This is a genomic window from Ruegeria sp. AL1 (assembly GCF_056540905.1).
The window spans coordinates 103978-116854 of sequence record NZ_JBQFXP010000010.1; the positions used below are offsets into that span (position 1 = coordinate 103978).

A 12877-nucleotide genomic window follows, 5' to 3' on the forward strand; every position below is an offset into this window, starting at 1 on the left:
GCAAAAATGATCAGCATAGGCCAAATTGTTCTGGCCTGACGCTCAATCCCCTGTAATCGCGCAACTTATCAAAAAAGAAACCTTGATGTTCTAGTCGCATGTGGACAAATACGAGCTCATACGCGAGGTTCTGGGCATGTCAATTTCAAAGCCATTCCGCATAAGTACGCACCTCAAAGATGTTATTGGCCGCGATCTAGTAACAAACGAATTTGTTGCGATTTTTGAGCTTGTAAAAAACTCAGTCGATGCTGGTGCCCGCCTGGTGCAAATCGAACTCGACCCGGACAACAGTGTTTTGCGAATTGTTGACGATGGGAAAGGTATGTCCTTGTCCGACGTCACGGATAAATGGTTGTTTGTCGCATACTCTGCCAAGGCGGACGGCACAGAAGATAGCTCTCAAGGCTATAGAGATAAGATTCGATCTGTAGGCTCTTATGCGGGCAGTAAAGGCATCGGACGCTTCTCCTGCGATACATTGGGCTCAAAACTGGAACTTTATTCGCGTGATGCCAGTTCGGCCAAGGGAGCCGTTAAGCTTGAAATTAACTGGCAGGACTTCGAGAAGGACAGCAAAGATGAGTTCAAGGACGTCTTTGTCCACATCGAAGAGGCAGTTGAGTTCCCAGTCACTGCATCAGCATCATTGCCAAACGATACAGGAACGGTACTCGAAATCACTTCTCTGCGTCATGTGTGGGACAACGACAATATACGAAAACTCCGAAGTTATCTTGCAAAGCTAATTGATCCATTCGGCACCACTGAAAGCGTTGAAGTCAGGACCTATGTAACTGGCACGGACATCAATGATAGGGAACTGAACGGACCAATAGGAAACAACATTGCGGACGTTCTTCAGGACAAGACTTCCAAGATCTCTGTGGAAGTTAAGAGGGATAGAATACTCTCCACACTGATCGACCGGGGGCGGTTGATTTATCGCATCGCAGAACCAAACCCATATTCTGAACTGGGAAACTGCGAAATTCGTGGCGAAATATTTTTTCTCAATCGAAGTGCGAAACAGACGTTTAGCGTAAGAATGAAGGTTAGCCCAGTCGAGTTTGGCAGTGTATTTTTGTTCCTAAATGGTTTTCGGATATTTCCCATTGGTGAAGAAACGGACGATACGCTTGGCTTAAATCGACGAAAGCAACAAGGTATGTCGCGCTACTTGGGAACTCGAGATATTCTGGGTCGTGTGGATGTCGACGCCCCACCTAAAATGTTCCGAGAAGCATCAAGCCGAGACGCGGGCCTGATTGAGGATGCCAACAGCCGAGCGCTTTTTGATGCTATCAAAAGCTTCATGATACTGCGCCTAGAAAGATATGTTGTGGGCGTCAATTGGAAAGACAAACAGGATCAGGGTCGCGACACCGCGGAAGGTTTGGAAAGCGATCCAGCTAAAGCTCGAATCTTACAAATAGTGGGATCGCTTGCCCGCTCCAAAGACGTTGAAATATTGGAGTTCGATAAAGACATTCTTGAGATCGCCGACGCGAAAGAAACAGCCACGGAAAAAGCACTTGGTGATCTGGTGGCAATCGCCGAGCGTGACGGTGACAGTGATCTACTTAGAAGAATTGAGCAGACGCGCGCCCGAATTTTGGAACTAGAAAAGGCTGAAAGCGAAGCGCGTGAAGAAGCGCAACGAATGGCTTTGGAGAGACAGCAGTCTGATGCCAGGATCGCGCAGCTTGAGAAGCAGTCAAAATATTTGGCCGCGAGCCAAAACTTAGACGCAGAGCGCATCCAGCTTTTGTTGCATCAAGTGAATATTTACTCGGGACATATTTCATCGGGAACGACGCGCGGCTTATCTAAGTCGAAAGAGCTACTGGACTTACTCCAAAATGCCGATGAGATGGACCCTGAAGACTTTGCAGATGTCGCAGGATCCATGAGGTATCAGATCCGGGCCGTAATGGATGATTTCTCATACATACGCCTCGAGAACAATCGACTTCAAACCATCTCTAGATTTGCTCCCAATATCAAAGTTGATCTGGAAACGAGCCACATTCAGGGTGACCTGATCGAATATCTACATGAGTATTTTTCGGTCATGCTTGGGGATCAAACACGTGTTCCAGTTGTACATTTCAGCACAGAAGTTCAGTCTATCGAATGCGAGTTTTCGCCCTTTGATTTGGCGGTAGTGATCGACAATTTGATTGACAACGCGAGGAAGGCTCGGGCTCAGAACATTTGGTTTGAAGCTACCGAAAGTAAGTCCAAAAAAGAAGTACAGATGACCGTGCACGATGACGGTACTGGGATGAATTTAGATCGCATTGATCCAGACCGCATTTTTGAGAAGCACTACACAGGGTCGACTAACGGCACCGGTCTAGGCCTGTTTCACGTTGCTCAAGTACTTGAGGCGATGGGTGGAACCATACGACTGAACCCATCTGCCGACGCAGGTCGTCCAGAATTTATTATAGTAATACCGGAGAAGGCCAAGTGAGATTGAAATTTGGGTTGTTGTGGATTGAAGACAACTATTCAGAGCAGGAAGAAAAAGAGCTTATTGATAGTGCGGCATTGGCCGGTTTTGAACTTGAAATTACGAACTCGCGGGATGGCAGTGATATTGAACAACTCGCGGAGTACCAACACAGATTCCATTTGTTCGACCTAGTCTTGTTGGATCTCAAACTTTCGGGAGGAGTCAAAGGTGACGAACTAGCACCAAAAGTCAGAAAGCTTTTTCGCACGACACCCATCTTGTTTTACAGCGGCAGCGATAGCGAAGATGGCCTTAGGCAGCGCATGGCAGCCGACAAGATCGAAGGTGTTTTCTGTGCCTCACGAGAACGCTTTACAGCTTGTGCTGGCGAAATGATTCAGGACTACGCTCATTCCCTTAACCGACTATCGGGCATGAGAGGGCTTGCGATGGAAGTAGTCGCTGAAGTTGATACTGCATGCCAGTCCATTATTATGCACATTGCTTCTCAGGGACACGAAGAACATGCAGTAAAGTTTCTTGATCAGGCTGTGCAAGAACAGTCTGCAAAGAACGCGAATGATTTCCCTTTGCTCGAGACCCTTGAGCATAGATTGAAGCATCCAGCGGCTGATAGTACGAAAACTTTCAAATTGTTTAGAGAACTGGTCAGAAAGTACACTTCAACGCTTCCAAATGGCGACAGAAAAGATCAGCTGCGAGCACTGCGAGATCAGACTCGAAGATATAGCGACAACGTCATTCAGGTTCGGAACGTGTTGGGACATGCCTTAGAAGAGAAGACAGACCGTGGTTGGCAAATTCTAGACCGAGACGGCAACGTCTATATGACCGTCGCTGACTTCCCTGACTACCGGAAGAACTTCCTTTCCAACCTGCACGCTGTGCGAGAAATTCGAAGGATTTTGATCGACTAGCTGGTACGGCTTGAGACTAGCACCTGCCAATAATCAGCGCCTATTTAGCGTTTTTTGTCTCTGCTGCGAACGCCCAATAATTGCAATTCAAAATTGGATGCTCAGGACAGGTCGGCGGGTCTTTCGACAACTTGTATCAACGGTTGCGTAAGCTGTATCCATAGTCGCTCAAGTCGTCCAACACCGAATGCACGATCAAAGGATACTCTTGGTTGGCTCCAACCATCCGGTGCTGATTTGAAGCCTACGAGTTGGCAGCCTCTTGGGAACGAAAAGCCGTAGAGTTCGTTCTCCGTCGGGGAAACACTTGTACTCTGGACATTGGTTACAACAACGACACATCTGCCATCAGATTCTTTTGCGACCAGTGTCTCGCAACTGACTTGTTCATCGCTGTCAGTTGGCAACGCCGTCGTCTCCGCAAGTGCTGCAACTATATCCGGGCCGGAAATTGTGTTTGAAGCAAGAACCCTCGTAGTACCTTTGAGGCTCGGAATTATGCTCCCCACGAAACCGATCTTGTCAGCCAGAACGCTCCGAACTTCTACTTCGATCTTAGTGGCTTCGTACTTTTTTCTAAGCGAGATGGCCAGGCCAGGACAACTGTTCTTTAGACCCTCCAACGGAATAGATGTTTCGTTTTGGACAACGAAGAAGTCCCCCACCTCCAACGAACGACCTTCAATATCAGGAGGATAGAAACCGCTGTATAAAATAGCTTCGCGTTCTGTGATATGAGATACTAAAAATATCAAGAAAGCAAACGCTAAGGCTACGCCTATGGTCGCGGAGATTAAGAAACGTGTGTACCAGGGCATCTAACTTCAGCGCAGGTTAACCAGCCACTTCATCCCAAACAACAACTATTCTTGCCACAGGATACATAGCCCGATGGGCATGCCAGCGCTGGTGAGGCAGCGGCCAATAGTGCTGACAAAAATACTATCCGACACGACGCTCTGGCGGTTGAGGCCAAGCAAGAAGACCAAGTTATTCTGTCGGCTATCATTTTTCTATCCTCAATTTGTGCACCCTATGTCGATGATGTAAGCAGCCATATCATATAAAAAGTAAAAATCGCAAAAACGATACTCATTAGTGACTGTGCTGCTACACGCCAAAACCTAACCTTACCGTTCAATTCTTTTTTCTTTTTGTCTGCGGCTGCTTCTAGCGTCGAGTTCTTTTCTTTTTCCGCCTCAAGATCATCCTCAAGTTGAAGGATTCTTTTGTTTCGGCTTTCTAGACTTAGCCTCACTTCATCCGCCGTCTCCTGTTTTGCCTTGGAGACAGCTTCTTCAATCTTTCGTTCCATCTTTCCGATCAAAAAAGACTCTAGGAACTCAGGTTCCGATAGTTCCATATAACCAAAGAGCTTTTCCTCCCACCTGATATCATCTTCATTAGGCACTTCAAATGCCTGCGTAGGAAACGCTGATCTTGCATTATCTTGCAACTTCTTCGCGAAATCTTGAAGTTCTGATTGTGTGCCAGAAGTAGCATGCTGAAGGCTTTGAATGTATGAATAGAGCTTGCGCCTTAGATCCTTTTTTGCGGGGTTGAGGGTGCGAACACCCGCTAGGTTGGCGGCCAACCCATCGCTATCTGATGGCAGCAGTTGGGGTGTTTGCTGGGTCTCTAATTTTGTGAGGATAAGCTGAACTGCATCTTTAAGATTCAAAAGAGAAACATCGCCTTCTTCATCGTAAATCATCTTCTTGAGAACACCACTAGCCAAATCAGCTTCGTCAATGTCCAGCTTTAGAGCCTCAAGCCCCTTAGCGCCTGTGTCCCCAATGAATAGCGCCATACCGATAGCATGAGCAAACGCGGTCATTCTCTTGGCATCACCCGGCGCGTATTTCCATTCTTTGTAAGCGGCGAGAAGTTTGGAATAACGTTCATGTTCAAAAGGTGTAATTTCAAAAGAACTCTGATGAATCGACGAAGAGGTAAAGTATATAATCTCCCTATTTCCGACACTGTCTTCCAGAGCATCTAAGTTGATTTTTTTTGCTTCTGAGTTTGACAATACTCCTGAGGCGTCTTGCGAAATCGCGTCAGTCTCTTCGCTATCGTCTTCTTCAACTGAATGGCAAGTATCGACGAAAACAACTGCTCGAGAAAAGTCACCGACGCGCATCAATTTTGAAGCTATGTTACCACGAAATTTGATCCAATTGGCCTCTCCACCCTCCTTCACTATTGTTTTTTTTGTCGGAAGCCAGAGGTTTTTGTCCTTGCTATCCTTAGGCACCACCCCGTGGCCTACTACATACAGAAAGACTGTTTCACCCTTCTCAGTATTTTTGAAAGTTCGCTCAAGATACTGCTCTACCTTTAGAGGATTATCATTGCGTGAAACCTCCCCAATGCCAAAGAGAGGTCTGAGCTTTTGCCGTCCGTTCTCTAAGATGGTTTTAATTAGTTCTGCGCTGTTTTTTGCACCCTCAAGGTCTACGATGGAGTCGTCATCGAACTCGTCAAGAATTACTACTCCTGCCGTTCCGGTCATTACTCCCCCTCCTACGCCGGTGCCCTTGGCGCTCCAAGACCATACTCTTCATAAGAATAGTTCGGAAAATCTATCCCACGTGTTCCAGCAGCACTATTTCGTAGTCCGCTCACGACTTCTGCAGCAACCTGATCCTTAGGCAGGCCACCAATAACGAAATGCTGCCAATACAAAGCAGCGAGTCCCACTACGTGTGGGCAAGCCATACTTGTTCCTGACTTTATTGACAGTCCGTTTGTACTATCGTGGGAAGCCGAAACGATATCCACTCCGGGGGCAACAAACATGGGATTGCCATTTGAAAACTTGGCGACTTGCCTGTTGCTATCAATTGCACCGACCGAGATCACCCCTTTAGCTGACGAAGGCGGGGATTTTTCCACCGAGTAGTCGCCTCGTTCGCTCTCGTTTCCGGCAGCGGCAATAAACATGGGAGAGTCATCGTCTCCTCTCAAGTTTCTGGCGAATTCGCAGAATGAACTGAAGAGCTCAACGTTTCTTGCATATGCTACAAGAGCGTCGGAGGTCGCCGCATGTTCAGGCTTTCCAGATTCTTGAAGTAGTTTCCGATAGAGAGGGAAGTCATATCCGAGCGACATTGATATGATGTCAGCACCCTCTTTAACCGCCCACTGAAGCGCTTCCATTAGTCGATCACTTCCAGCGTTATCGCCTATGACTTTCGCAATCAATGCGCGCTCTACACCAGGTGCTACGCCAATTCTCACTCCATTTTTGAGTTGTCTCCCGAGTATGGTGCCCGCACAATGCGTTCCGTGACCATCGGTGTCCCAGTCTTCGCTGCTGTCGGTGAAGTTCTTAGTCTCAATTTTGATCCCTTGAAAAGCTTCGTGATCTTGATTGATCCCAGTATCGAGGATCGCGATTGTCACGCCCTCCCCGTTCAAGGAGTTCCCGTGCGCCTCTAAGAATTCGACACCCCAGACCACTCCATCATTAATAGCATCTTCGACTACTTCTTTGTTTGACTTAGCAACAGAGTCGCTTGGCAGCAGTCTTACTGGAAAAGGCTCCGGACCACTGGGTTTGTTCTTACTGGTTTTCTCAGAAACTCCAACCACAGGTGCTATTTTCGATTTAGTTTTGGCTGCCAAACCGGGACCTTGCTTCGTCATTGGCTCACTAGGAGCGTGGATCGTAATTTCCAAATTGTTTCTTAATTTAAATGACATCTCATCACCGATCTATAAAAGACAATCTACGTCAGCCTTTCGCTCCAATAGCTGCACAACTCGTCTGTGGTGGGTTGAACAAGCCTTCGAACAATTAGAGCTGCGACTATTGCGGCTGCCTGAGGCCCAACGGACAATCCTGTTGTCAATGCTGTAGTAATGATCCCTATGAGCGCATCACCGCTCAATCCGAGACTTTGTCGATCATCCTTTTCTTCTTCCCCATTACCGCATAGGAGGGTGTAAAGTTCTCGTTCAAGACGTCTAAATATTCGACGACCAATCGCGGTTCTCTCTTCCCTACTTCGTATGCCAAACCTGACATCGTCTCCAACCTGATCAAAATCGATAGTCTGCGCGAAGCCCACCGCTGTGTCACCAAGTTGTTCAAGGAGCCATTCTTCCCCGTCCATGCCATTATTGTCTTTGGCTTGTGCTTTAGCAACAAATTCAGTTGTTGAGATCACTGGCTCCACTCCCGGAATAAGCTACGAAACGGCGGCAGTGAACGATACTGCCGCATCAGCTACCGCCTCTGCAATATGCATTTTTTTCTCAAAGCCTACGGCGGCGTCTGCAGGGTTGTCACCAAAGAACGGTTCAATAATTGCAATTGGTATGTTTGCAGCCGACAAACTGCGATATCCACGACCACCCTTATCGACTTGCTTGAGGCCTCTGTCTCGAAGTTTGAGCGATTCAAGCATTCTATCCTGCAAGTGAGACGCCCACGTTGACGCGTTCTTGTGATTTTCTTGATCGTACAGCGTCTCGGTGCCGTTCGCACTCTTGTTAAATGCATTGAAATGCAGCTCAACAGCAAATGTAGCTCCCCAAACAACCGCCTCTCTATAGGCCCCGGCGATTCCTATTCCGTCGCGAGTGAAGATATTGCTGCGAACGCCTTTGGTCTGGCAGTAGCTATGGATTGAACGGGCGAGATCTGAGTTGAAAGCATATTCATGAGAGCTTATCGGAGCTGCGCCCTGAGCACCTGGACGTTTTCTCGTGTGGCCCACAATCACGGCTAAGCCAGGTTTCTTTGTAAGGGTGCCAGGTGGCGGTACTGATAGGTCGGTATTACCGCCCTCCAGCATGTCCTGAAGATCATCCGCCTTTTCTTTCAGCGCAAGGATAGCTTGAAACTCATCATATGATATCTTGTCTTCAACAAGTAACCGGGCGAACAGTTCTTCTTCATTATGTTTCATCGCAATATTCCATCAACAATATTGCAAATCATAGCGTATGCGCCGGTACGAGAGTCAAGAATTTCTAACTCGGGCAGATTCGTATCCATTGATCCACTGCTATTTCGTTCTACGTTACTATTTGAGTTAGCTAGTATTTTCTCTTCCACTGACTAGTGGGCATATTCCTGTGGCGTCGGATCATTGATGCATGAGCGTGGCCGGTTGAAGCCGGTTCGTTTTCTCGTTGGTTCCGAGTTGCCATGGTGATTGGGGATCACAATAGAAGAGGTCGATTTTGGTGGCCATGTTGAATGTCAGGTGACCTTTCATCAATAAGCTCCGATCCCATGTCAGCGAACGAAAACGCTCCGCAAATTGGCGAAGACCTTTGAGCTCTGGTAGAGTAGACCCGAAAGCATGTTAGAACACGCTTCAAAAGAAAAAAGAGCGTGTTCGGCAGTTCTTAGGCCGAGACGGCAATGTCTATGTAACTGTCGCTGACTTCCCTGACTATAGGAAGAACTTCCTTTCCAACCTGCATGCTTTGCGAGAAATTCGAAGGATTTTGGTCGACTAGTAAGCTGACAAGCATTTCACCGATTGCGCATGCCAACAAGGGTGGAACGGCATTCCCAACTTGAGTGTACCGAGGGCAATCGTGTTTCCTTCTGCGCCCGCCGGTCGTGTATGGACCACAAAATTGAAACCAGTCAGGGAACGACTGTATTCTTGCATGTTCCCGTACCGTCATTGTGCGGGGCTCGCAGTAGTGAACCAAGTCGTCCGGAAGCGTTGTAATCGTTGGCGACGGCGAATTTGGATCAAGAGGGGTTACCGAACGCTTCTTAATGCCAAAACGTTCACGATCACTTTTTGATATCGATTGCCCCTTTTCGCAACTTTCCAATATCAATTGCAGTCTTTCACTTACTACCTTGGAGTGGCGAGCAAGACGCATATCAGTCGGTTTACCCCTCCACCCGTCGCGCATTAGTCGAAGGTATGCCGACTTTTTGGCAGGCACGCGATAATTCAACGACATAAAGCCCATGTTCCCGTATTCAGGATCAGGTCGGAGGGATGCATCTTCAGTCAGGAGATCGCGCAGCGCATCCTCAACGCAAGTGCCTGCTTTTCCAAGCCCTCTAGCTTGAAGGAAGTGCTTTCGCTGCACTTTCAATCGTTCGATTGGATTTACTCCGGGTAGCTTCCCGCTCTCTATTCCCACGAGAATATAGCGCGGCCGTCTTTGTGGTACGCCCCAATCTGACGCATACAGTATCGAGTCATAAACGCTGTAACCAAGCTCGCTTAAGCGATGTTTCGCGTAGTCGGGATACTTACCTCCATCACCGTGTGGCATCGAGGCGAAACCTTGAACATTCTCAAGCAACACCAACCTTGGCTGCGTTGCTTCGACAAACTCTAGATAGGCGTTGATCATTCTGCTTCGCGGATCGTTGGGATCACGGCGCCCGTTCATACTAAAGCCCTGACACGGCGGACCGCCAGCAACTAGATCAACATGACCTCGCAATTTGTGGAGCTCTGTTCTGTGTTGCTTCAAAACTTGGACGATGTCGTGTTCTTTCTGCGCCAACCAATTGGGCCATCGCGTTGCATAACTCTTCCCTAAAACCAAGTTTCGATAATAGGTCGAAAAGGCGTGTTGGTGTGCTTCAACTGCAAATAGGTGATCAAAGCCGGCTTGATGAAGGCCGAGCGAAAGGCCGCCGCAGCCCGCGAATAAGTCGATAGAACTAAAACTCATGCTTCCATCATACTTTTGAGGGAATTGGCTTGTCCAGGAGCATCTGGACTTGAGTTCAAGATTAAATTTCTTTGTTCTAGATAGTCTTGGATAGAAAAATTTCGCAGAAATTCAGCGGCTTCTTTGGTTGGGCGCGCAAGTTTTGCTTCGATGAGCGCAAGAATGAACACCACAACGAGTCCGGCTAGTATCCATAGGTACGCGAAAAACCCCATTAGATCTGGGCTGATAACTTGAACTGCTATCGGAACGATGAGAAAAAGCACCGTAAACATCAATCCTTTTTTTAACTTCTTCTGCTTCTGCAAAAAGTCCGTAGATATTTCGTCAGCCTCATGCTCCAACCTACACAACCAAGACAAGTACTCGTCTTCTAGTTGGCCACGTAAGTAATGGCCGCAACGACAAAACTCTCTAGAAAGATACTCTATCCCTCCACAGGCCTCACATTCCGTGGCATTCGAGCAACCCCTAGTTGGCCTAACTCCATTGGAGCTTCTAGACTGGTACGGTGCATCAAGTTGGGTCTCTTCTAAGATGCTATCTACTTTGCCCAACACGCCTACTTTGCGCGGCCTCAATTGCTCGGCTTTTCGCAAGACTTCGTTCTCCAACATCAAGCGACTAACCTTAAGATGGTGTCAATTCTGGCTATATCGGGCACTTGGTTAAGGCCCTCCATCGTTTCGGGGTTCAAAGCTTCTTCAAAAAGAAAATCTATAGCATCCCACTTCTTTTCGGGTGCTACAACAAGGCCGCGATTGATTATTCTGTGCTCAACTGCGATTCCAAGTTTACGGTAGGCCAGTGCCATTTCTGAATGTCGGCGGCTTTTGCCTTCTGCGGTGTCCCCTTCGAGCATCCAGAGCGGATCGACATCGAATTCTTCATAAACCTTCAGAAGTAGGGTGGCGGTTAGGTCGCGTTGGCCACGTTCATAGTACTGATACGCACTTCGACTGATGCTTAGTCGTTGTGCCATTTCTTCTTGTGAAAGACTCGCCTCAGTTCGGACAGCCGCAAGGCGCATCCCTAGGTCAGGAACAGTCATGATGGCCCTTTTTGTGGTTGCATTGACCACAGTTATGGTTATTTCTATTCAAAGTCACCTCCCACAGAGGCATTTTGCTAGTTATTGGTAGAATTATCGTAGTTTTGTTTCGATCTGAACGCAAAACGAAAATTTTGCCTCGATATGTGTGCAGTCATTGAGGAGTTGAAATTGCCAAAAATTCTCGAGACACCAAAAGAATTAGCTGAACGAGTGGGCATCCCCGTTTCAAACGTTCGCTATCTTATCCGCGAAGACATGCTGGATCACATTTACACAGCCCCAGGCCGACGAAACCCCAAGATTCCCAACGGTGCGTGGGAACGATACCTAGATCAATTTACGGTGAAAGCATGCCCCGCAAACCGACCCCGCCCCGCCTTGCACGCGACCGAAAACGCCTCGCCGATGGCAATTGGTACATCTACTGGACCGAAGGGGGACGCAGCCGCGAGCACTCGACTGGCACTGGGGATCGCGACCAGGCTGAACTCTACTTCGCAGAATGGAAGCTAAGGCGCTTCAGGCCGGATCGCGCGGTCGAGCCACACGAATTCTATGTGGCTGACGCAGTTTCGCACTATCTGGCTAAGCGACTTGACGATGTTGCTGACCCGGAGCGTTTGGCCAACGCGGCAAAGCCAATCATCAGGTTTTTTGATGGCTATGCCGTGGGCGATATCAACGATGTGCTCATCAAAGAATACTGCCAGAAACGTCGGAAGAGCCGTGGAGACAAGGGGCTGAAGGACGGCACCTTGCGAAGGGAGCTCAGTTTGCTCTCCACTGCTATCCGGCGTGCCGAAGAAGATCAGCTAATTACGCGCAAAATAACGGTCCGACTTCCTCCGAAACCAGAGGGTCGTATCCGGTTCCTGACATGTGATGAAGCGCTAAGGCTAGTCCGAGTATCGCGGAGCTTCGATACGCCTGTGGAGGATGGCGTGCCAACCGAGTCAAAGACTGAACACCTGACTCTGTTTCTTAGGATCGGATTGCTGACCGGCCAGCGAAAGGAGGCGATCTTGTCCTTGCGCTGGTCTGATATCGATTTTCATAGCAACATCATCTACTGGAACCCCGTTGGACGGCGACGCACCAAAAAGGAACGCCCGAGTTCTAGGCTGCCTGCGCGTCTGAAGAAGCACCTGCTATGCCGACGAAGGCGGTTTCCGGTAGACGAATTCGTAGTCACCCATCGTGGCAAGCCACTGCAGAATGTCAAACGCGCATATAGGACTGCTGTTGTGGCGGCAGGCCTAGAGACCGACGGGGACCGAAAAGTCGTTCCACACACTCTGCGACACACTTGTGCGACCTGGCTAATGCAAAAGGGCGCACCCAAGTGGGACGCTTGCGGTTTCTTGGGTATGACCCACGAAACGCTTGAGAAGAACTATGGGCATCATCACCCGGATCACCAGAGAGGAGCGGCGGATGCAATCTGATATCCAGATCATTTCCGGATATAGATTGGTACAAACGTGAACAAAGGAGCAGTGAAATGATGGTACATTACAATAATTACAATGGCTTAAAGTCAGGCCCGTTCCTTCGGGAGGCAGGGGTCGGAGGTTCGAATCCTCTCACTCCGACCAAATTTCTAAATGTCAAATGCAGAGATATTTTGCCTTTTGACCAAATGATTTACCTTTTCGCCAACTAAAGTTACCTCCGGTTGCCTGGAGTGTTGCTAGTTCAACTCTTAAATTTGAACGAACGGCCCTCAAGGGTCATTGTAAGCCAGATTTCACA

11 protein-coding genes and 1 pseudogene are annotated in these 12877 nt (G+C 48.3%); 3 read left to right on the plus strand and 9 right to left on the minus strand.

Going from position 1 to position 12877, the window contains the following annotated elements:
• Positions 1-136: 136 nt before the first annotated feature.
• On the plus strand, positions 137-2479 hold the full coding sequence (locus ACRZ9X_RS16435) for an ATP-binding protein (protein WP_480520787.1): 2343 nt from the start codon (positions 137-139) through the stop codon (positions 2477-2479).
• Positions 2476-3399 (plus strand): response regulator, encoded by a 924-nt coding sequence (locus ACRZ9X_RS16440; protein WP_480520789.1) that lies wholly within the window; start codon positions 2476-2478, stop codon positions 3397-3399. Before ACRZ9X_RS16435 ends, ACRZ9X_RS16440 begins: the two co-directional genes overlap by 4 nt.
• Before the next feature lie 101 nt (positions 3400-3500).
• Here ACRZ9X_RS16440 and ACRZ9X_RS16445 read toward each other — a convergent pair whose 3' ends face one another.
• From ACRZ9X_RS16445 to ACRZ9X_RS16485, 9 genes and pseudogenes are all read right to left on the minus strand, one after another.
• Positions 3501-4217, minus strand: a complete 717-nt coding sequence (locus ACRZ9X_RS16445; protein ID WP_480520791.1) for a hypothetical protein — start codon at positions 4215-4217, stop codon at positions 3501-3503.
• A 215-nt stretch (positions 4218-4432) separates the two neighbouring features.
• Positions 4433-5914 (minus strand): hypothetical protein, encoded by a 1482-nt coding sequence (locus tag ACRZ9X_RS16450; protein WP_480520793.1) that lies wholly within the window; start codon positions 5912-5914, stop codon positions 4433-4435.
• Between the two features lie 11 nt (positions 5915-5925).
• Positions 5926-7107: a S8 family serine peptidase gene (locus ACRZ9X_RS16455; RefSeq protein WP_480520795.1), complete on the minus strand. Its 1182-nt coding sequence runs from the start codon at positions 7105-7107 to the stop codon at positions 5926-5928.
• A 26-nt stretch (positions 7108-7133) separates the two neighbouring features.
• Entirely contained in the window at positions 7134-7574 is a 441-nt protein-coding gene (locus ACRZ9X_RS16460; protein ID WP_480520797.1) for a hypothetical protein, read from the minus strand.
• A gap of 21 nt (positions 7575-7595) precedes the next feature.
• The gene (locus tag ACRZ9X_RS16465) at positions 7596-8318 is read right to left on the minus strand and encodes an N-acetylmuramoyl-L-alanine amidase (RefSeq protein WP_480520799.1); all 723 of its coding nucleotides are present in this window, start codon (positions 8316-8318) and stop codon (positions 7596-7598) included.
• A 207-nt stretch (positions 8319-8525) separates the two neighbouring features.
• Positions 8526-8663 (minus strand): annotated as a pseudogene (locus ACRZ9X_RS16470) (IS30 family transposase); the annotation flags it as partial.
• A 100-nt stretch (positions 8664-8763) separates the two neighbouring features.
• The gene (locus ACRZ9X_RS16475; protein WP_480520801.1) at positions 8764-10071 is read right to left on the minus strand and encodes a DNA cytosine methyltransferase; all 1308 of its coding nucleotides are present in this window, start codon (positions 10069-10071) and stop codon (positions 8764-8766) included.
• The gene (locus tag ACRZ9X_RS16480; RefSeq protein ID WP_480520803.1) at positions 10068-10688 is read right to left on the minus strand and encodes a hypothetical protein; all 621 of its coding nucleotides are present in this window, start codon (positions 10686-10688) and stop codon (positions 10068-10070) included. Before ACRZ9X_RS16480 ends, ACRZ9X_RS16475 begins: the two co-directional genes overlap by 4 nt.
• Entirely contained in the window at positions 10688-11122 is a 435-nt protein-coding gene (locus ACRZ9X_RS16485) for a helix-turn-helix domain-containing protein (RefSeq protein WP_480520805.1), read from the minus strand. Before ACRZ9X_RS16485 ends, ACRZ9X_RS16480 begins: the two co-directional genes overlap by 1 nt.
• A gap of 353 nt (positions 11123-11475) precedes the next feature.
• Between ACRZ9X_RS16485 and ACRZ9X_RS16490 the strand changes: the two genes are divergently transcribed.
• On the plus strand, positions 11476-12570 hold the full coding sequence (locus ACRZ9X_RS16490; RefSeq protein ID WP_480520807.1) for a tyrosine-type recombinase/integrase: 1095 nt from the start codon (positions 11476-11478) through the stop codon (positions 12568-12570).
• Positions 12571-12877: the final 307 nt, after the last annotated feature.

What these genes read in the sequence shown, in the direction of transcription:
- ACRZ9X_RS16435 (WP_480520787.1), top strand. Translation starts at nt 137, where the DNA reads ATGTCAATTTCAAAGCCATTCCGCATAAGTACGCACCTCAAAGATGTT.
- ACRZ9X_RS16445 (WP_480520791.1), bottom strand. Translation starts at nt 4,217, where the DNA reads ATGCCCTGGTACACACGTTTCTTAATCTCCGCGACCATAGGCGTAGCC.
- ACRZ9X_RS16450 (WP_480520793.1), bottom strand. Translation starts at nt 5,914, where the DNA reads ATGACCGGAACGGCAGGAGTAGTAATTCTTGACGAGTTCGATGACGAC.
- ACRZ9X_RS16455 (WP_480520795.1), bottom strand. Translation starts at nt 7,107, where the DNA reads ATGTCATTTAAATTAAGAAACAATTTGGAAATTACGATCCACGCTCCT.
- ACRZ9X_RS16465 (WP_480520799.1), bottom strand. Translation starts at nt 8,318, where the DNA reads ATGAAACATAATGAAGAAGAACTGTTCGCCCGGTTACTTGTTGAAGAC.
- ACRZ9X_RS16475 (WP_480520801.1), bottom strand. Translation starts at nt 10,071, where the DNA reads ATGAGTTTTAGTTCTATCGACTTATTCGCGGGCTGCGGCGGCCTTTCG.
- ACRZ9X_RS16480 (WP_480520803.1), bottom strand. Translation starts at nt 10,688, where the DNA reads ATGTTGGAGAACGAAGTCTTGCGAAAAGCCGAGCAATTGAGGCCGCGC.
- ACRZ9X_RS16485 (WP_480520805.1), bottom strand. Translation starts at nt 11,122, where the DNA reads ATGACTGTTCCTGACCTAGGGATGCGCCTTGCGGCTGTCCGAACTGAG.
- ACRZ9X_RS16490 (WP_480520807.1), top strand. Translation starts at nt 11,476, where the DNA reads ATGCCCCGCAAACCGACCCCGCCCCGCCTTGCACGCGACCGAAAACGC.